The 19,760-nt window shown below is 66.2% G+C and carries 11 protein-coding genes and 10 pseudogenes; 6 read left to right on the top strand and 15 right to left on the bottom strand.

The window, feature by feature from the left end:
* Positions 1–549: 549 nt before the first annotated feature.
* Together E6W36_RS19345 and E6W36_RS19340 are read left to right on the top strand one after the other, a co-directional pair.
* Positions 550–1,137, top strand: coding sequence for an NAD(P)/FAD-dependent oxidoreductase (locus tag E6W36_RS19345; protein ID WP_246047710.1), 588 nt, complete (start codon positions 550–552; stop codon positions 1,135–1,137).
* Complete coding sequence (locus E6W36_RS19340; RefSeq protein WP_246047709.1) at positions 1,097–1,756, top strand: oxidoreductase C-terminal domain-containing protein; 660 nt, start codon at positions 1,097–1,099, stop codon at positions 1,754–1,756. The genes E6W36_RS19345 and E6W36_RS19340 overlap by 41 nt, the downstream gene beginning before the upstream one ends.
* Here the strand turns inward: E6W36_RS19340 and E6W36_RS13020 are convergent.
* Positions 1,746–2,978, bottom strand: coding sequence for an ROK family transcriptional regulator (locus tag E6W36_RS13020; protein WP_246047708.1), 1,233 nt, complete (start codon positions 2,976–2,978; stop codon positions 1,746–1,748). The two genes, E6W36_RS19340 and E6W36_RS13020, sit on opposite strands and share 11 nt — an antisense overlap.
* Positions 2,979–3,085: 107 nt before the next feature.
* Positions 3,086–4,060, bottom strand: a complete 975-nt coding sequence (locus E6W36_RS13015) for an ROK family protein (protein WP_246047707.1) — start codon at positions 4,058–4,060, stop codon at positions 3,086–3,088.
* Between the two features lie 314 nt (positions 4,061–4,374).
* On the opposite strand from E6W36_RS13015, the pseudogene E6W36_RS23600 reads away from it, so the two are divergent.
* From E6W36_RS23600 to E6W36_RS23595, 3 genes and pseudogenes are all read left to right on the top strand, one after another.
* A pseudogene (locus E6W36_RS23600) lies at positions 4,375–5,455 on the top strand (glycoside hydrolase family 3 protein); the annotation flags it as partial.
* Positions 5,456–5,473: 18 nt separating this feature from the next.
* A complete protein-coding gene (locus E6W36_RS13005) occupies positions 5,474–6,295 on the top strand; it encodes a glycoside hydrolase family 3 protein (protein ID WP_342776888.1) in 822 nt (273 codons plus the stop codon).
* Positions 6,187–6,878 (top strand): annotated as a pseudogene (locus tag E6W36_RS23595) (putative glycoside hydrolase). The gene E6W36_RS13005 and the pseudogene E6W36_RS23595 overlap by 109 nt, the downstream one beginning before the upstream one ends.
* Before the next feature lie 60 nt (positions 6,879–6,938).
* Here the strand turns inward: E6W36_RS23595 and E6W36_RS12990 are convergent.
* The 9 genes and pseudogenes from E6W36_RS12990 to E6W36_RS12955 form a co-directional block, all read right to left on the bottom strand.
* Positions 6,939–7,711 (bottom strand): annotated as a pseudogene (locus E6W36_RS12990) (enoyl-CoA hydratase-related protein).
* 10 nt (positions 7,712–7,721) lie between these two features.
* Positions 7,722–8,505, bottom strand: a pseudogene (locus E6W36_RS12985) (SDR family oxidoreductase).
* Positions 8,506–8,520: 15 nt separating this feature from the next.
* Positions 8,521–10,653, bottom strand: a pseudogene (gene scpA / locus E6W36_RS12980) (methylmalonyl-CoA mutase).
* A pseudogene (mce, locus tag E6W36_RS12975) lies at positions 10,653–11,067 on the bottom strand (methylmalonyl-CoA epimerase). Before mce ends, scpA begins: the two co-directional pseudogenes overlap by 1 nt.
* Before the next feature lie 109 nt (positions 11,068–11,176).
* Entirely contained in the window at positions 11,177–11,602 is a 426-nt protein-coding gene (locus E6W36_RS12970; RefSeq protein WP_222872860.1) for an organic hydroperoxide resistance protein, read from the bottom strand.
* A 40-nt stretch (positions 11,603–11,642) separates the two neighbouring features.
* Positions 11,643–12,436: pseudogene (locus E6W36_RS12965) on the bottom strand (SDR family oxidoreductase).
* Positions 12,437–12,600: 164 nt separating this feature from the next.
* Positions 12,601–13,950: pseudogene (locus E6W36_RS12960) on the bottom strand (DHA2 family efflux MFS transporter permease subunit); the annotation flags it as partial.
* Positions 13,861–14,136, bottom strand: coding sequence for a hypothetical protein (locus E6W36_RS19325; RefSeq protein WP_246047703.1), 276 nt, complete (start codon positions 14,134–14,136; stop codon positions 13,861–13,863). The pseudogene E6W36_RS12960 and the gene E6W36_RS19325, both read right to left, overlap by 90 nt.
* 3 nt (positions 14,137–14,139) lie before the next feature.
* Entirely contained in the window at positions 14,140–15,093 is a 954-nt protein-coding gene (locus E6W36_RS12955) for an HlyD family secretion protein (protein WP_342776676.1), read from the bottom strand.
* 585 nt (positions 15,094–15,678) lie between these two features.
* Between E6W36_RS12955 and E6W36_RS12950 the strand changes: the two are divergent.
* Positions 15,679–17,094 (top strand): annotated as a pseudogene (locus E6W36_RS12950) (DEAD/DEAH box helicase); the annotation flags it as partial.
* A gap of 915 nt (positions 17,095–18,009) precedes the next feature.
* Here the strand turns inward: E6W36_RS12950 and bfr are convergent.
* The 4 genes and pseudogenes from bfr to E6W36_RS20885 all read right to left on the bottom strand — a co-directional run bounded on the left by bfr (position 18,010) and on the right by E6W36_RS20885 (position 19,737).
* Positions 18,010–18,491 (bottom strand): annotated as a pseudogene (gene bfr / locus E6W36_RS12945) (bacterioferritin).
* 68 nt (positions 18,492–18,559) lie between these two features.
* Positions 18,560–18,745 (bottom strand): (2Fe-2S)-binding protein, encoded by a 186-nt coding sequence (locus E6W36_RS12940; RefSeq protein ID WP_222872858.1) that lies wholly within the window; start codon positions 18,743–18,745, stop codon positions 18,560–18,562.
* Positions 18,746–18,847: 102 nt separating this feature from the next.
* A complete protein-coding gene (locus E6W36_RS20890; RefSeq protein ID WP_281277335.1) occupies positions 18,848–19,225 on the bottom strand; it encodes an ADP-dependent NAD(P)H-hydrate dehydratase in 378 nt (125 codons plus the stop codon).
* Entirely contained in the window at positions 19,219–19,737 is a 519-nt protein-coding gene (locus tag E6W36_RS20885; RefSeq protein WP_281277334.1) for an NAD(P)H-hydrate dehydratase, read from the bottom strand. The genes E6W36_RS20890 and E6W36_RS20885 overlap by 7 nt, the downstream gene beginning before the upstream one ends.
* Between the last annotated feature and the right edge of the window lie 23 nt (positions 19,738–19,760).

Raw genomic sequence — 19,760 nt, 5'->3', positions numbered from 1 at the left:
CAAAGACAGAACCATAGGTTCCACCCCGGGGTTTCGAACAGTGAAATCGCCCGGGGTGGTGCAGGTACCAATACACAGGGTCTGGCCGCTGCTGGGCACGCGCGCAACACCCAGGTCAGCGGGCGGGCCGGATTGCGCGCAAGCCGGCCCAACCACGGCTGCGCTGGCAGCCAACATCTGCGCCAGCAAACGCTGCCGCGAATACCACTTGTTCATGCTGACGTGCCCCTGTCGTTTCATGAAAACCAGAGCTGGTCCGAGCAGTTGAGCCTCATGCCTGTCTCCGGAAATCGACTGACCGCTTACTTCACCCAAAGCAATAATTCAAGATATACCTTTGAATTATCTACAGAAAAACTCTGCGTCGACTTATTGCCTCGTGCGCCCGATTCACCGCACGCCAGCGTTGTCATTGTCTAGAATCGAGGTTATCACGCCCGATAGATATCATCGTGTGGCGAACTTCCATTGTGCGACACGAGATATTTGCCCATTCCCTCTATGCGCACCATCTTGCGTGCACACGGCTTCCTATGCTCTCGCTCAGACATGCATCATGATGTCCTCATCGTCGGCGCGGGTCATGCCGGGGCGCAAGCCGCGATCCAGCTGCGCCAGCTGAAATTCGCCGGCAGCATCGGTCTGGTGACCGAGGAGCCGGACCTGCCCTATGAGCGGCCGCCGCTGTCCAAAGAGTATCTGGCCGGCGAAAAACCGTTCGAGCGGCTGCTGTTCCGCCCGGAAGCGTTCTGGCCGGAGCGGCAAATCGCCCTGCATCGCAACTGCCGGATTATAGCGGTCGATCCGGTAGTGCGCGCGGTGCGCGCGGCCGATGGCCGGTCCTTGCGCTACGGCACCCTGGTGTGGGCGGCAGGCGGCACGCCGCGTCCCCTCGCCTGCCCTGGCGCCGAGCTGCCGGGCGTGCATGTGCTGCGCACCCGTGCCGATGCCGACAGGCTGCACGCACAGATCTCAGCGGCGCGCCGGGCTGTCATCATCGGCGGCGGCTACATCGGGCTTGAGGCGGCGGCGGTGTTCACGTCACGCGGCATGGTGGTCACGGTAGTCGAAGTGCAGGACCGGCTGCTCGCGCGGATTGCCGCCCCCGCTCAGCGCCTTTCTGCAGCGCGCGCATGAAGCGCATGGCGTGACCTTCCGCCTCGACGCCCAAGTGACGGGGATCGAAGAGGTCGGGAGACGCGCCGGCGCGGTCCATCTGCACGGCGGTGCGCGGCTGCCTGCCGATCTGGTTCTGGTCGGTATCGGCATCGTGCCGTCGGTCGCACCACTGCTGGCCGCCGGTGCGCATGGTGGCGACGGCGTGGCGGTGGACGATGGCTGCCGGACCAGCCTGCCGGATGTCTTTGCGATCGGCGATTGTGCCCTGCATGCCAACCGCTTTGCCGACGGCGCGGCGATCCGCCTCGAGAGCGTCCAGAATGCACACGATCAGGCGCAGACGGTCGCCAGGCTGCTCACCGGGAGCCCGGCGCACTATGACAGCATTCCCTGGTTCTGGTCACACCAGTATGACCTCAAGCTGCAGACCGTGGGGCTTGTCCCCGGCTACGACGCCTTCGTCCTGCGTGGCGACCCTGCCGGCCGGGCATTCTCGGCGGTGTATGGGCGCAAGGGCCTGGTCTGCGCGGTCACCAGTATCAACGTGCCGCGCGACTTCGTGCAGGGTCGCGCGCTGATCGGCCACCCGTTCGACGCCGGCCGGATCGCCGACGCCAGCACGCCGCTCAGAGTCTAAGCGCGCCCCTGCGCGGTTTTGCGCAACACGGAGCGCATCGGCAGCAGGCGGTGGGCGAACGGCAGGATACCAGCGCCCATTGCGGGGCATCCTCCGACATGATCGCGCGCTCGACAGGCGCAATGGCCGGCAGGGTGCCAGCACGCGCCTGCAGGGCGACGTTGAGCCGGCGTGCGATTTCATCGATCAGCGCCGCCGGCAGGCGTCCGCCGATCAGAACCACCTCCGGATTGAGCAGGCAATTGACCGACACCAGAGGGCCGACCAGAGCCTCCACCGCCTGCGCGACCCAGCCATCGAGGATCGCAGGGTTCAGCCTGGCGATATCATCCGGCGTTTCAGCCGCTATGCCCTGCCGGGCGAGAAAACGGTACAGCGCATAGACCGAGACAATGTCCTGCAGCTGGCAGGTGCCGCCATGCTCTGCAGCAACCGGCAGCCAGCCCAGTTCGCCGCTGCGCCCGGTGGCGCCATGATAGTAATCGCCGTCGACGATTACCCCGCTGCCCAGCCCCGCCGTCACGAGGATGTACAGGAAACTCAGATAGCGGCGCCCCAGCCCGAAATGCATTTCGCCCATGGCGGCAGCCGAGGCGTCGTTTTCGACAAACACCGGCCAGTGCGCATGGGTACAGAACATCTCGTCGAACGAGACATCCGCCCATTGCTCGTAGCCGGGCGGCGGGTTGGACACCGCCAGGCGATCGATGTTGTCCGGGCGGCAGACGCCGACGCCGATGATGCGCGCCGGATCGAAGAACGACAGCCGGGAAAACTGCTGCAAAGCCTTTCGATAGATCGCCGCGACGTCATCCGGCAGCGCATAGGCGATCTCCACGCTCAAGCGGCCGCGCAGGTTGCCCTCGAAATCGAGCAGGACCACCGTGCAATGGTCGCGATCGATGTTGACGCCGATCGAGAAATAGCACTCCGGGTTGATGGCCAGCCGTGTTGCCGGCTGACCGCGCGCACCGCGCTTGCGACCAGCCTCGACAATCAGGCCGTCAACCAGCAGCCGGCGGGTAATGTTGGCGATCGCCGGCGCAGTAAGGCCGGTGATATCGACCAGCTCCGGGCGCGTGATGCCGGCATTTGCGCGAACGGCATGCAACGTCACCCGAAGGTTGTGGTCACCGGCACGCTCGAGGTTCGTCCCGGAAAGCGAGGGATCGATACCACTGCCCTTCCCGCCGGGCTGCTCGTCGAGGCCATCCTCTAGCATTGCTGCATCATTTCTATGTTTTTATCCCCCGCCCCATGCAGCGCCACGCGACCGCACCTGATGGCGTGATCTGGATCGTCGATACAATCGATAGCCGACGAACGGGATCAGACGCCAATCAAAAACAATGTTAGAAAGCGCCATCGTTCAGGACCTTCCCGCGCATATCGTCTCGAGCGCGACAGCGAAGGCGCCGAGCGGCCCGGCCATATCGCCAAGGCCCGGCGGCGTGATGCAGCGATCCAGTCCGTCGGCAATTGCCGGCGCCGCGACGTAGCCAGCCAGACTGATCCGCAGTTTTTCGTAACCCGGGCGTAGAGATGCCGCTGCCCCAGCATGACACTGCCGCCCATGATGATCCGTTGCGGCATCACAGTCAGCACTACGGCATGCAGCATCATGGCCAGCGCATGCGCAACGCCATCCCAGACCGGATGATCCGCATCGACTTCGGCGCCTTGATACCCAAGCCGGGCCTCGATGGCCGATCCGGAGGCCAGGCCCTCCACGCAGTCGCCATGGTAAGGGCAGCTTCCCGGCCAATCGTCGCCAGTGAGGCGCGGAATGCGCAGGTGGCCGAGTTCCGGATGACTGAGGCCGAGCGCCGGCCGCCCGTTGACGACGATTCCCGCGCCAACCCCGGTCCCGACCGTGATGTAGACGTAGTCGCGCAAGCCGACGGCCGCGCCCCACCGGCCTTCCGCCAGGGCGGCGCCGATGGTGTCCGTCGTGAAACCGACAGGCACATCAAACTTGGCAGCCAGGCGCGGTGCGACCGGCGTATCGCGCCAGCCATGCTTGCTGGTGGTGGTGATGGAGCCATAGCTCGCAGACTGCGGATCAAGGTCAAGCGGGCCGAATGCTGCAACACCGATCGCGTCGAAGCCGGGGCCATCCTCGCGCCAGTTCGTCAGCACGTCCTCGATCGCAGCCAGGGTTTGAGCCGGCTGCGTTGTCGGGATGCGCACCACCTCCTCGATCGCATCCGGCCCGGACCCGAGCAGGCACACACACTTCGTGCCACCCATCTCGACACCGGCGATGCGCACAGGACGGTGATTTGGAGCATCATTGACCGTCATCGCAGGCGTTCCTGTTCCGGAGAGCGTGGCCAGGCTTCATGGGCTGGATCATTGTCGTCGTCACGCATCCCAGCGTCAAAAATTAAATTTTTCAAATTGGCTTTTCCGGCGTGCCTCTTATAGTGAGCGCTAACATTACAGTATGACATCGTGTCAAATGACGCCATACTGAAACAAGATAAGAACAGTGGGAGGATTATGTGAGGAACCCAACCGCAGCGGCGGCCCGCCCCGATCATGCCCTGCGCGATGGCGACGCCGTCCGGCAAACACCAGCTGCGCAGCGTCCGGCAGGGCGGTTGCTGCATACGATCATGCTGGCAGCGCTGCTGGCGGGTCAGGGCAACTGCGGCGCAGCATCCGCACAGTCAGCCATCATAGATCAGAATCCGGTTCATCCCACGATCTGGCCGCAGGGCAAATGGCCCCTGGCTACCGACGCGGCGATGGAGCAGCGCATCGCAGACCTGCTGAAGCGCATGACCGTTGAGGAAAAGGTCGGGCAGATCATCCAGGCAGACATCGAATCGATTACGCCCGAGGAAGCGCGGCGTTTCAACATCGGCTCGATCCTGAATGGCGGCAACTCGGCCCCAAACGACGATGAGTTCGCACCGCCCGCGGCCTGGCTGAAGCTCGCAGACGAATTCTGGACTGCCTCGGTCGACAGGACCGGCGGTCGCACCGGCATACCGATCATCTGGGGTACGGACGCGGTTCACGGCCATGCGAACGTCGTCGGTGCCACCATCTTCCCGCACAACATCGGGCTGGCGCCGGGCGCAATCCGGACCTGGTGCGCAAAATCTCCGCGGCGACGGCGATCGAAGTTCGCACCACCGGCATGGAGTGGACCTTCGCGCCGACCCTGACCGTACCGCAGGACGATCGCTGGGGTCGCAGCTACGAAGGCTTCTCGGAAGACCCGGCCGAAGTCGCAGCCCTCTCTGCGGCCGTCGTCGAGGGCGTGCAGGGTAAAGTCGGGACGCGCGAGTTCCTGGACGAACGCCATGTGATGACCAGCGCCAAGCACTATCTCGCGGACGGCGGCACCGACGGCGGGCGCGATCAGGGCGACGCACTCACCAGCGAGGAAGCGCTGCGCGATGTTCACGGCGCGGGTTACTATCCCGCCATCAATGCCGGCGCCAGTCGGTCATGATCTCCTTCTCGAGCTGGCGCGGCGAGAAGCTCACCGGTCATAGAGGTTTGATGACCGACGTGCTGAAGGGCCGACTGGATTTCCAGGGCTTTGCCGTCTCCGACTGGAACGCCCATGGTCAGATCGCAGGCTGCACCAACGAAAGCTGCCCGCGCGCCGTAAACGCCGGTCTCGACATGTACATGGCGCCGGACAGCTGGAAGCCGCTCTGGCTGAGCACGCTGGCGCAGGTGAAATCGGGTGCCATTCCCATGAGCCGGCTCAACGATGCCGTGGCGCGCATCCTGCGCGTGAAGATGCGGCTGCGGCTGTTCGAAGCGCCGGCGCCGTCCAGGCGGGCGCTCGGCGGCAAGTTCGAACTGCTGGGCAGCCCCGAGCACCGCGCGCTTGCCCGCCAGGCGGTGCGGGAGTCGCTGGTGCTGCTGAAGAATCAACGGCAGTTGCTGCCCTTGAAACCGAAGGCGCACATTCTGGTGACCGGCGAAGGTGCCGACGATCTGGCGCAGCAATCGGGCGGCTGGACCCTCACCTGGCAGGGCACCGGCGTCGAACGCAAGCACTTCCCCGGCGCGACCTCGATCTGGGAAGGCATCGAGGCGGCGGTCAAGGCGGGTGGCGGCAGCGCGGAACGCTCCCGCGATGCCCGCTACAGGGCAAAACCGGATGCCGCGATCGTCGTCTTTGGCGAGCAGCCGTATGCCGAGTTCCAGGGCGACACCAAAGTGCTGGCGCTGCCGCACAGCGAGCATCTGGAGACCATGCGTGCGCTGAAGGCCCAGGGCATTCCGGTCGTGGCGGTGTTCCTCTCCGGGCGGCCGCTCTGGCAGAACCGTGAACTGAACCTGGCCGACGCCTATGTCGCGGCCTGGCTGCCGGGGTCGGAAGGCGGTGGCATCGCCGACATGCTGTTCCGCAGGCCGGACGGGTCGGTAGCCTATGATTTCCGGGGCCGCCTGTCCCGCTCGTGGCCGCGCACCGCCGGGCAGACCCGCTCAACTTCGGCCAGGCGAATTACGACCCGCTGTTCCCGCTGCGCTTCGGCCTCACTGTCCAGGACAAGGGCGATCTCGTGACCCTACCGGAAGACCCCGGCGTGTCACTCGCGGACCTGACACCCGGCGTTTATCTCGACAAGGGCGCACCGATCCAGCCCTGGTCGCTTGTCGCCTCTACCGACAAGGAACAACTGCTGCGCATCACGACGGCACCCGCCGCAACACGCGATAACCTGCTCACGGTGCGCGCCACCGATTACAAGGCGCAGGAAGACTCCCGCATCGTCACCTGGAAAGGCGGCGAACCGACCACTCTTGAAATCGCCGGGCTGAACCCGGTCGATCTCAGCCGGGAGTCCAACGGCGACATCATGCTGCAGATCACCGCGCGGATTGACGCCGCTCCAGGCGGCGATGCCACTCTCAGCATGCGTTGCGGGAAGGCTGTTCGGCCAGCGTTCCGGTCGGCGACGCTTTGCGCAAGGTGCAGCCCGGCGAGTGGACCACGATCGGCGTGATGCTGAAATGCTTCGAGCAAGCCGGCGCGAACATGAAGGCCATCACCGCGCCGTTCGTCCTGACCTCCGCCAGTCCGATGCAGGTGACGCTGAACAAGATCGAACTGAACATCACGGCACCGACCCGGGTGCCCTGCAAATAGTTTCCCCACCTGACAAGGGGCCTGAGATACCCAATCAGGCCCCTATTTTTGCCGGTGCCGTTACCGCCCGGTCCAGACACCGGGGCGCTTCTCGACAAACGCCGTCATGCCCTCCGCCTTGTCGGCGGTGGCCGCCAGCCCGTTGAACAGCCGCCGCTCGAACTGGAGGCCGAGTGCCAGCGTGGTCTCGAACGCAGCGTTGACCGCCTCCTTGTTGGCAAGCGCGGCCAGCGGCGGCATGGCGGCGATCGCCTGCGCATCCTTCAGCGCCTCCGCGATCAGATCCGCAGCCGGGACGATGCGCGCGACCAGCCCGGCGCGCTCTGCCTCCTCCGCGCCCATCATGCGCCCGGTCAGGCACATGTCCATCGCCTTGGCCTTGCCGACCGCGCGCGCGAGCCGCTGGGAGCCGCCCATGCCGGGCAGTACGCCGAGCTTGATCTCCGGCTGGCCGAATTTCGCCGTGTCCGCCGCGATGATATAGTCGGCCATCATCGCCACTTCGCAACCGCCGCCGAGCGCAAATCCGGCAACCGCCGCAATCCAGGGCTTGCGGGTGCGGGTCACCGTCTCCCAGCCGATAAAATGGTTGTGCGCGTACATCTCCGAGAAGCCGAGCGCCTGCATCTCCTTGATGTCGGCGCCGGCGGCGAACGCCTCTCGCTGCCGGTGAGCACGGCGCAGCGCTGGCTGTCGTCCGCGTCGTAAGCGCCGAGCGCCGCGATCAACTCGGCCAGCACCAGGCTGTTGAGCGCATTCAGTGCCTGCGGGCGGTTGAGGCGGATCAGGGTCACCGCCCCATGGGTCTCGATCAGCAGGGTCTCATAACTCATGGCTGTTCTCCTATTTCGGCGGCATGCGGATCGCGCCGTCGAGGCGCACTAGGCCGGCATTCATGTAAGTGGTCTCGATCAAAAACAGCGCGAGGCCGGCGAACTCCGCCGGCTGGCCCAGACGCTTGGGGAACGGCACGGATGCCGCCAGCGCGTCCTGCACGGCCTGCGGCATGCCGGCCATCATCGGCGTGCCCATGATGCCGGGCAGGATGGTGTTGACGCGAATGCCCTCCCCATCAGGTCGCGCGCGACCGGCAGGGTCAGCCCGACAATCCCGCCCTTGGATGCCGCATAGGCGGCCTGGCCGATCTGGCCGTCCTGCGCTGCAACCGACGCGGTGTTGATGATCACGCCGCGCTCGCCATCAGCATTGACCGGGTCAAGCCCTGCCATGCCGAGCGCCGATTTCGCCAGACACCGGAACGTGCCGACCAGATTGATGTCGATCGTCTTCTGGAACAGGTCCAGCCGGTGGTGGACCGCCGCTCCGCTCGCCTTGTCGCGCCCGACCGTCTTGGCGCCCGGCGCGATGCCCGCACAGTTGACCAGTATGCGCTCCTGCCCGTGCGCGGCGCGCGCCTGGGCAAAGCCGGCATCAACGCTGGTGTCATCGGTGACGTCCACCGGGCAGAAAACGCCGCCGATTTCCGCCGCGACCGCCTGGCCCGCCTCCGCATTCAGGTCGAAGAGGGCCACCTTGACTCCGCGCGCCGCCAGCGCGCGCGCTGTCGCCTCCCCAGCCCTGACGCCCCGCCGGTCACGACCGCTGCACTATCCGCGCTCAACTGCATACCCTGACCCTCGCTCTATTCTGCTGCCTCCGCCGTATCCGGCGGGCTGTTGTGGCCGAGCAGGCGCAGCACGTCGCAGGCGGCATCCGCGAGGTTGGTGCCCGGCCCGAAGATCGCCTGCACCCCGGCGGCGCGCAGGAACTCATAGTCCTGCGCCGGGATGACGCCGCCTGCGATCACCTTGATGTCGCTGCGCCCGGCAGCACGCAAGTGACCGATCAGCTCCGGGATCAGGGTCTTGTGCCCGGCGGCCAGGCTTGAAGCTCCGACCGCGTCGACATCTTCGGCGATGGCGAGGTCAGCGGCTTCCTTGGGCGTCTGGAACAGCGGGCCGGAGACGACCTGGAAGCCAAGATCGGTAAACGCCGATGCGACGAGGTTGGCCCCGCGATCATGGCCGTCCTGCCCCATCTTGGCGACCAGCAGGCGCGGTGCCCGCCCGAGCCGCCGCCCGACTGCTGCAACGCCCTCGCCGGCGCTGCGCCAGCGCGGATCGTCCTGCAGCCCGGCGCCGTAGATGCCCGTGACCGGGCTCGGCGTGGTCTCGTAACGGCCGAACGCGTCTTCCAGCGCCGCCGAGATTTCACCCAGCGTCGCCCGTACTCTCGCCGCATCAATCGCCAGCGCCAGCAGATTGGCGTCGCCCCGCGCGCCAGCCCGCAGCGCATCGAGTGCAGCCGTGACGGCTGCCGGGTCGCGCGCGGCCTTCACCGCCTTGATGCGGGCGATCTGCGCCTCGCGTACCCGCGCGTTGTCCACCTCCAGGATGTCGACCGGCTGCTCGTCCGCCAGCCGGTACTTGTTGACGCCAACCACGGTTTCAGCGCCGGTATCGACCCGGGCCGCGCGCGCAGCGGATGCTTCCTCGATCATCGCCTTGGGCCAGCCATGCGCCACCGCCCGCGCCATGCCGCCCTCCGCCTCGACCCGTTCGATGATCGCCCAGGCCTTGTCGGCCAGCTCCTGGTCAGCGCTTCGACGTAATAGGAACCGCCAAGCGGATCGACCACCTTGGTCACGCCGCTTTCCTCGGCGAGGATCAGCTGGGTGTTGCGGGCGATGCGCGCTGATGTCTCCGTCGGCAGGGCGATCGCCTCGTCGAAGGCGTTGGTATGCAGGGACTGGGTGCCGCCCAGAACGGCGGCCAGCGCCTCCAGGGTCGTACGGATGACGTTGTTGTAGGGTCCTGCTCGGTCAAGGAGACGCCGGAGGTCTGGCAGTGGGTGCGCAGCATCTTGGAGCGTTCATCCTTCGCACCGAAGCCGGTCATCACCCGGTGCCACAGCAGGCGCGCGGCGCGCAGCTTGGCGACCTCCATGAAGAAGTTCATGCCGATGCCGAAGAAGAACGACAGCCGCCCGGCGAATGCATCGACATCCAGCCCGCGCGCCAGTGCCGCGCGCACATATTCCGCGCCGTCCGCGATGGTGAAAGCCAGCTCCTGCACCTGCGTCGCGCCGGCTTCCTGCATGTGGTAGCCGGAAATGGAGATCGAGTTGAACTTGGGCATGTGGGCGGAGGTGTAGGCGATGATGTCCGCGATGATCCGCATCGAGGGTCCGGGCGGGTAGATGTAGGTGTTGCGGACCATGAACTCCTTGAGGATGTCGTTCTGGATGGTGCCGTCCAGCGCAGCCTGCGCCACCCCTGCTCTTCGGCTGCCACCACGAAGAAGGCGAGCACCGGAATCACCGCGCCGTTCATGGTCATGGAGACCGACATCGATTCCAGCGGAATGCCGTCGAACAGGATCTTCATGTCCTCGACCGTGTCGATGGCGACCCCGGCCTTGCCGACGTCGCCGACCACGCGCGGGTGATCGCTGTCGTAGCCGCGGTGGGTCGCCAGATCGAACGCGACCGAGAGGCCTTTCTGCCCGGCGGCCAGATTGCGGCGGTAGAAGGCGTTCGATTCTTCAGCGGTCGAGAAGCCGGCGTACTGCCGGATCGTCCAGGGCCGGCCCGCATACATGGTGGCGCGCACGCCGCGGGTGAACGGGGCAAAGCCCGGCAGGCCGGGGTCGAGCCCCGCAACATCGTCTGCCGTGTAGAGCGGCTTGACCTGAATGCCCTCAGGCGTCGGCCAGGTGAGGTCCGCGCCCCTGGTTTCCTTGGCGGCCAGCGCCTGCCAGTCCTTGAGATCGGCCATCAGTGGGCCTCCTTCGGCGTTTCCATCAGTTCGACCAGCACCCCGCCCATATCGCGCGGATGCACGAAAATCACCGGCGTGCCGTGCGCGCCGATGCGCGGCGGCCCCAGCACCTTGGCCCTTGGCGGCCATGTCGGCGGCGGCGGCTTCGATGTCCGGCACTTCAAAGCACAGGTGATGCTGCCCGCCTTGCGGGTTCTTGGCCAGGAACCCATGCAGCGGCGACGCATCGCCCAGCGGCTCGATCAGCTCGATCTGGCTGTTCGGCGTATCGATGAAACACACGCGCACGCCCTGCGCCGGCAGATCGAACGGCGTCCGGACCAGCGTTGCGCCAAGCATCTCGCGGTAGAGCGCGATTGATTGTTCGATGGAGGGTGTCGCCACCCCGACATGGTTCAGACGTCCCAGCACTGTCCCCGACTCCTGTTTGTTTGCGCAGGCTTATGTCGGTTGGACGGGCACTTGCCTAGCCTTCTCTTCGTCGAGTGTGGCAGGCGGCCTGAAGCGCCCCACCCTCAGCTCAGACGATCGCGATCCCGACATCCACGTTGTTGCGTGTGGCGTTGGAATAGGGGCAGATCTGGTGCGCCAGCTCGACCAGCTTTTCCGCGTCGGCGCGCTCGATGCCGGGTATGTCCACCGCCAGTTCAGCCGTGATACCATAACCGCCTTCCGAGCGTGGCCCGATGCCGACCGTCGCCGTGACCCGGGTCTCGGCCGGCACTTTCAATTTCAACTGCATGCCCGCCGCCTTCAGCGCACCGATGAAGCAAGCGGAATAACCGGCTGCGAAAAGCTGCTCGGGGTTGGCGCCCTCGCCGCCTGCCCCGCCCAGCTCTTTCGGGGTCGACAGCTTGAGGTCGACCTTCCCGTCCTCGGAGCGTGTTGTGCCATCGCGGCCGCCGGTCGCGGTCGCTTTGGTGGAATATTTCACATCAACAGGCATGGATCGTCCTTTCGCGCTAGTGTCGTGGAATCGAAGTTCGCTACGCTGTGATATCTGGCTCGTGCGAACTTCGAGATCGATTACAGGCCGCCGAGCTGGTGACCGCCATCGACCGGGATTGTGACCCCGTGATGTGCCGCCCGGCATCGGACGCCAGCATCAGCAGCGGCGCATCCAGGTCCGCGTACTCGCCAAACCGGCCAAGCGGGATGCGCTTGGTCACCTGCCTGCCCTGCTCGCTGGTCAGATAACCCTCCGTCATCTCGGTGATGAAATAGCCCGGCGCGATCGCGTTCACCCGGATGTTCCACGGCGCAAGCTCAAGCGCCATCTGCGCGGTCATGTGCACGACGCCCGCCTTGGAAATGCAGTAGGGTCCGAAATAGGGGCCACCCGCAATCCGAGGATGGAGGCGATGTTGACGATCGCGCCGCCGCGCCCGTGCTGCTGCATCGCCCGCCCCGCGGCGACTGCAACCAGAAACGCGCCGCGCAGGTTGGTGTCGATCACCGCGTCGTAATCCACAGCCGTCGTCTCGATCAGCGGTTTGGCGCCGCCGACGCCAGCGTTGTTCACGACGATATCCACCAGGCCGGCCGCTGCGAACGCAGCGGCGATGCTGTCGGCATCGGTCACATCCATCGGGACGGCCTGCGCGTCGCCGCCGCGCGCGCGGATCGCCTCAACAAGATCCTCCAGCCGGTCGGTGCGACGCGCCCCGACAACAACGGCAGCGCCGGTCGCCGCCAGCACCTGCGCAAAGTGCCGGCCAAAACCGCTGGATGCGCCGGTCACTAGCGCGCGCTTGCCTGTGAGGTCGATTGCGTAGGCCATGCGTCCTCCTTCCCCTTATCGCCGGGGAGACTGCTGCAAACCCAGTACGCACACAAGAGCTACGCGGCGAACTCACACTGATTTTCCCCAGTGCTGCGCCCGGTCGCACTCGTGATCGGTTGAGGTTGAAGCGTGCGCGCTTCAACCGATGGCGTGAACACGGTCTAATGCCCGCCACCGGGCTGGACCACGCGCTTCGGCTTGGGTGCCAGGGAGATGGCGATCGCGCCCAGCAGCAGGACGGCGGCGGAGTAGCCGAACATGCGGTTGGTGGCGATCTGTACGGCCTGCGCATTGACCAGCAGATCCAACTGACGGGTGGCTTGAAGCGCGGTCATGCCGGATGCTGACAGGCGGTCAACCAGACTAGCCCCGTCCTGCACCAGACCGGCAAGCTGGGTGCGCGCGTCTTCGGTTGCATCTTCCCAGCCGGTCGTCACCAGCGAGGTTGCAAAGGCGCCGGCGGTCGTGCGCATGAAGTTGCTGAGGCCGGCGGCGGATGCCGTCTCTTCCGGGTCGACCGAAGACAGAATCAGCCCGGTCAGCGGCACGAAGAAGAACGGCACGGCGATGCCCTGGATGAGGTTCGGCATGGCTACATCCCAGAAGGTGACACCGGTGTTGAAGCCGGCCATCCGCCACAGCGAGATCGTGGTGACCATGCACAATCCGAACGCCACCAGCCGCCTGGAGTCGAACTTCGTGGTCAGCCGGGCGACAATGGGCGAGAACACCACCGCAAGCATGCCGTTGAACGCCATGGCGTAGCCGGCCCAGGTGGCGGTGTAGCCCTCGTTGGTCTGCAGCCACAGCGGGATGAGCACGATGCTGGCGAAATAGGCGCCGAAGCCGAGCGAGACCGTCCAGGACCCGATCGCAAAACCCCGGTGGCGGAACACCCGCAGGTTGACGATGGGCTCGGCCTCCGTCAGCTCCCAGATCAGAAACACCAGGAACCCGATCGCGGCGATGATCGCCAGCGTCACAATGACCGGCGAGGCGAACCAGTCCAGCTCCTTGCCCTTGTCGAGCATGATCTGCATGGCTCCGACCCAGACGATCAGCAGTCCAAGCCCGATCACGTCGACGCGCCGCTTGACCGGCTTGTCGTCGGTGCTGCCAATGGCCGCCCAGACCGCAAGCGCGCACGGCACGGCGATCGGCACGTTGATGTAGAAAATCCACTCCCAGCCGTAGAGGTCGCAGATGGTGCCGCCCAGCACCGGCCCGGCGATCGGCGCGACGACGGTGGTCATCGCCCACAGGCCGATGGCCGCCGACTGCTTTCCTTGGGGAACACGCGCAGCAGCAGGGTCTGCGAGAGCGGGATCATCGGCCCGCCGGAAAACCCTGCAGAATCCGGCAGACCACCAGCATGCCCAGGCTGTCGGCCAGGCCGCACATGGCCGACCAGAACGCAAACATCAGCATGGCGACGGTGAACACCCGCGCCGGGCCGAACCGCTGGGCCAGCCACCCGGACAGCGGCACGCAGATCGCCTCGGCGACGGCATAGGACGTGATGACCCAAGTCCCTGACTCGGCGATACCGCCAGCCCGCCTGCGATATGCGGTACGGAAACGTTGGCGATGGTCAGATCGAGCACGACCATGAAATTGGCGAGCGCCAGCATGAAGCCGGTCAGGACCAGCTTGCTCCCGGTCAGCGGCTGCGGCGCACCCTCGACGGCCGTCGCCACGGATCAGCGCTCGATGTCGATGCTGACGGTCATGGACAGGCCGATCAGCAGCGGATGTTCGGCCAGCTCCTTGGGGTCGAGCGCAATGCGGATCGGCACCCGCTGCACCACCTTGATCCAGTTGCCCGTCGCGTTCTGCGCCGGGATGATGGCGAAGGCCGAGCCGGTGCCGCCGCCCCGGCCGACGACCGTGCCGTGGTAGACCACATCGTCGCCGTACAGATCGGAGACCAGCGTGACCGGTTGCCCGGCATGGACATGCGCCAGCTGCACTTCCTTGAAATTGGCGTCGACGTAGAGCCTGTCGACCGGCACCACCGACATCAGCGCGGTGCCAATCTGCGCGCGCTGGCCGATCTGCACCTTGCGCTGCGCCACCACGCCGTCGAACGGCGCACGCAGCACCGTGCGGGACAGGTCCACTTCCGCCATATGCAGCCTGGCGCGCGCGGCGGCAACTTCCGGGTTGTTCTGGATGTCTGCACCGTCGGTCAGAGTCTGATTGGCGGCCAGAGAACCGGCTGCCGCGCCGACGTCGGCCTCCGCCTGCGCCAGCCGGGCTTGCGCGGCTTGCAGATCGCTGCGCGCGACTGTGTAGGCTGCGCGCGCGGTCGAGATTTCCTCGTCCGACACCGCGCCGGAACCGGCCAGCCCCTTGCGGCGTTCATAGTCCAGCCGGGCGCGCTCGAGCGTCGCCTGCGCCTGGCTGACACCAGCGCGCGCCGACGCCACCGCCAGCCGCTGCGCCGATGCCTGTGCAGCAAGCGCGCGGTCGGTCGCGCGGTAGCCGCGCACCCGGCGGATCGCCCGGTCCAGCTCTGCCCTGGCGGTCGCGACCGCGAGGCGCTGGTCGGTGTCGTCCAGCACGACCAGCACGTCGCCGCGCTTGACCGCCTGGGTGTCGCCCACCCGCACGTCCCGCACGGCTGCCGCGACCAGCGGCGTGATCTGCGCCACATCGCCCCAACATAGGCGTTGTCGGTCGAGACTTCGCGCGAGCCGACCAGCCACCACCAGACGCCGTATCCGAGCGCGGCCGCCAGCAGCACAACCGCCAGCGCCCCGAGCAAGCGTTTGCGCGCAGCGCTGCGCTGCGCCTGCTTGATGCTGGTCTGTTCGGATTGGTCGTTCATGGCCAAGAGGGACCTTCCGGATGGCAGACGTACGAAGAATTGTGAGGTGCCGGGTCGTCCCGCGGGCGGCCCTCTTTCAAAACTCACCAGTATTGTAATTCATGACGCCTGACAAGCGTCCGTGTCGCGGCTGCGAAAATCGGTGCACCGGCACACCCTGTGCACCATGTCCGGCCCGGGTGCCTCTCAACCATTTGACATTTGCGGCCATCTCCGGCATAGGCCCGCACATCGTCAGTGTGGACCACGTCCGCGCTTGAGTTGGGCAGCGTGAAGCACGCGCGGGACGCACCCGCACTTGAGCCCACCGCTTCGGACGCTTGCTCCCCAACGCCCCTTTTCACGCGGGTCGTCTTACCGCCTGCACAGAGGTCTGTGCGGGCCTGCCTCTCATTTTGAAAGATTCCCCGTGACCGATTTCGCTTCGCTCAACCTCGCCGCCCCGATCGCGGCTGCCCTCGCCCAGGAAGGCTACGTCACGCCGACGCCGATCCAGGCGCAGGCCATTCCCCATGTGATGGAAGGCCGTGACCTGCTGGGCATTGCCCAGACCGGCACCGGCAAGACCGCTGCATTCGCGCTGCCGATCCTGCACCGGCTGGCGCTCAACCCGGCCCCGACGCCGCGCCACAGCGCACGCGTTCTGGTGCTGGCACCGACCCGCGAGCTCGCCAGCCAGATTGCGGAGTCGTTCCGCACCTATGGCGCGCAATTGCGCCTGCATGTCGGCACCGTGTTCGGCGGCGTGCCGATCAACCGGCAAATCCGCCAGATGGAACGCGGCGCGGATGTGCTGGTTGCAACGCCGGGCCGCCTGATCGACCTGATCGAGCAGCGCGCCATCACCCTGTCCAAGGTCGAAGTGCTGGTGCTTGACGAAGCCGACCAGATGCTGGACCTTGGCTTCATCCATGCCTTGAAGCGCATCGTGCCGCTGCTGCCGGCCGAGCGTCAGACCCTGTTCTTTTCGGCGACCATGCCGACGGCCATCGCGGAACTCGCCAGCCGCTACCTGACCGACCCGGCCAAGGTCGCGATCACGCCGGCTGCAACCACGGCAGAGCGCGTCGCGCAGTCGGTCACCTTCGTCAACCAGGCGGAAAAGCAGGCGCTGCTGACGCTGGTGCTCGGTGACCCGGAAATCGACCGCGCCCTGGTGTTCACCCGCACCAAGCACGGTGCCGACCGGGTGGTGCGCCACCTCGAGGCCATGGATATCCGCTCGGTCGCCATCCACGGCAACAAGAGCCAGGTGCAGCGCGAGCGTGCGCTGGAGCTGTTCCGTTCGGGCCGCTGCCGGGTGCTGGTGGCAACCGACATCGCCGCACGCGGCATCGACATCGACGGCGTCAGCCATGTGGTCAACTTCGAGGTTCCCAACGTGCCGGAGCAATATGTGCACCGGATCGGCCGCACGGCGCGCGCCGGGGCGGATGGCCGGGCCATCTCGTTCGTGGCGGACGATGAGCGCAGCTACCTGCGCGACATCGAGCGCCTGACCCGCATCAAGATCGCAGTCGAACCGCTGCCGGAGAATTTCCTCGCAGCAGTCGCGCAGGTGAAGGCTGTAAAGCCGAAACCGCAGCCGGAGCCCCGCGCCGAGCGTTCATTCGGTGACGGTCCGCGCGGCAGGCGTCCGCAGGGCGAGCGCAGCTTCGGCGACCGTCCGCGTGGCGACCGCCCGCAGGGCGAGCGCGGCTTCGGCGACCGTCCGCGTGGCGACCGCCCGCAGGGTGAGCGCAGCTTCGGCGACCGTCCGCGTGGCGACCGCCCGCAGGGTGAGCGCAGCTTCGGTGACCGTCCGCGCGGCGACCGTCCGCAAGGCGAGCGCAGCTTCGGGGACCGTCCGCGTGGCGACCGTCCGCAGGGCGAGCGCAGCTTCGGTGACCGTCCGCGTGGCGACCGCCCGCAGGGCGAGCGCAGCTTCGGCGACCGTCCGCGTGGCGACCGCCCGCAAGGCGAGCGCAGCTTCGGCGACCGTCCGCGCGGCGACCGTCCGCAGGGCGAGCGCAGCTTCGGTGATCGTCCGCGCGGCGACCGTCCGCAGGGCGAGCGCAGCTTCGGTGATCGTCCGCGCGGCGACCGTCCGCAGGGTGAGCGCAGCTTCGGCGATCGTCCGCGTGGCGACCGCCCGCAAGGTGAGCGCAGCTATGGCGACCGTCCGTTCCGCAAGAGCGCGCCGCATCGCGCCGGCGGCGCACCACGCCCAGCCCATCGTGGCCCGGCCGGCTCGCGTGGCGACCGCTAGAGCGATGTCCAAGCGGATGGTCTCATCTGCCTGTTAAAAAATCGCGGCAACACAAAGGATAGAACGGCCGATCTGATACTGTCAGATCGACCGTTCTAACAGGCTGTTGAAAAGTGGAATTATACAGCTCCATTTCGTCATTCCGGCCCCTGACGGGGATAAACTCCAGCCGGAATCCATGGGAGCATATATATACAACGAATATAAGGTGTTGGCCATGGACCCCGGCCTTCGCCGGGGTGACGGCTGTGCGTTTGGAGTGCAGGAAATCACTTTTCAGCAACCTGCTAAAGACTGATGACATCCGGTTGACGCAAATCTCCCTCCCGCTCGGCGGGAGGGAAAAGTCTACAGCATTGAGTCGGGCCTGTTTTCTCATTCAGGCTCAAGCAAATCCGCATCCGCCTGCATGAGGCGGTGCCCCGACTCTGAAATCCGTTACACCCGATATCAGGCGCGGCAGGATTTCAGATGCGAGAAGGACACGAGGGTCTAGCTGTCGCTGAGCGGTTCCATCTGGCTCTGCAGGTAATTCTGCAGGCCGACCTTGTCGATCAGAGCAATCTGGGTCTCAAGGAAATCCACGTGTTCTTCCTCGGACTCCAGGATGTCCTCGAGCAGTTCGCGGGTCACATAGTCGCGCACGGTTTCACAGTAAGCGATCGCCTCGCGCAGGTCCGGGATGGCGTCATGTTCCAGATCAAGGTCCGCCTGCAGCAGTTCCGGGACCGTCTCGCCGATGCGCAGGCGGTTCAGCGCCTGCAGGTTCGGCAGGCCTTCCAGAAACAGGATACGCTCGATCAGCCGGTCGGCGTGCTTCATCTCGTCGATCGACTCGTGGTATTCATATTTGCCGAGCCGCTTCAGCCCCAGTTATCCAGCATGCGGGCATGCAGGAAATACTGGTTGATCGCCGTCAGCTCGTTGCGCAGAATCTTGTTGAGATGCTCGATGACCGTCTTGTCGCCCTGCATTGCGGCCCCTGTGAAGTGGTGTCGTTGCAATCAGGTAGCGCCATGTGTGCGGCGCGGCAACCTGCAGGTTATTCGGCAGGGACAAGGGCGCTCTGTTCGGTATCGATCAGCTCCTGCGCATAGCAGGCGCACTGGCCGCACTGGAGCTGGCAGCCAAGGCTCGCATAGACCGATTCGACCGAACGGCCGGCTGTCGTGCGCACTGCAGTACGAACATCCGTCTCCCGCAAGTCATTGCAGAAACATACGATCATCGTAAGGACTCATCCTTCGTTGCTTATGCGAGCCGTTTGCATAATCTATATGGATTGTTTGCGAACGCCTGTCAAATGCAGCTTTCGTCGCGCAGCCGGGGTTCATCGCGCGGGCAGGCTTTGCAGGATGGCCGGCAACAGTTCCGGCAAGTCCTCGGCGATCAGACCGCGCCCGCCGCGGATACCGGCCTCGCCATGCAGCCAGCTCGCAGCGCACGCCGCATCCCATGCCGGCAGGCCCTGCGCCATCAGTCCGGCGATCATGCCGGCCAGCACGTCCCCGGAGCCGGCAGTCGCCAGCCAGGGCGCTGCATGGCCATTGATCGCAGCGCGGCCATCCGGTGCGGCGATGACGCTGTCCGCGCCTTTCAGCAGCACAGTCGCCTGTGCGCGTGCGGCCGCTGCCTGCGCTCGGCTCAGCTTGTCGCCGGCGAGGTCCGGGAACAGCCGCGCGAACTCGCCTTCATGGGGTGTCAGCACCGCGCCGGCGGCGCACCCGGCGAGCGCCTGGAACAGCCGCGCTGGCGCCCGGCGAAGCTGGTCAGGGCGTCTGCATCCAGTACCAGCGGCGTGCCCGTGCCGAGCAGGGCCAGCACCAGCTCCGCCGTGGCCGCCCTCACACCCAGCCCCGGCCCCAAGACGACGGCACGCACGCGTGCGTCCCGGGCGGCGTCGATTGCCTCGGCGGTATCACGCACCACCTTCAGCATGATCGCGCTCAGGTGGCAGGCATTGACCATCGCCGCATCGGGCGGGCTGAGCAGGGTCACGACACCCGCCCCGATCCGCAGCGCCGCCCGCGCCGCCAGCCGCGCAGCACCGGTCGAGGTCATGCCGCCAGAGACAGCGAGAACCGCGCCGCGCGCATATTTGTGCCAATCGAGCCGCCCCTCGGGCAACAGCGGCGGTGCCGTCTCGAACAGGTTTGCCGTCTCCGGCTCAAGGCCGATCCCGGCGACCAGCACCTCCCCGCAGGCCAGCCGGCCCGGCAACAGCAGGTGCCCCGGTTTCTGGC

The sequence above is a fragment of the Hankyongella ginsenosidimutans genome, assembly GCF_005144965.1.
GTDB classification, from domain to species: Bacteria; Pseudomonadota; Alphaproteobacteria; order Sphingomonadales; family Sphingomonadaceae; genus Hankyongella; species Hankyongella ginsenosidimutans.
Note: the sequence above shows the minus strand (reverse complement) of the source record. Positions and strands in the feature narration are given on the sequence as shown.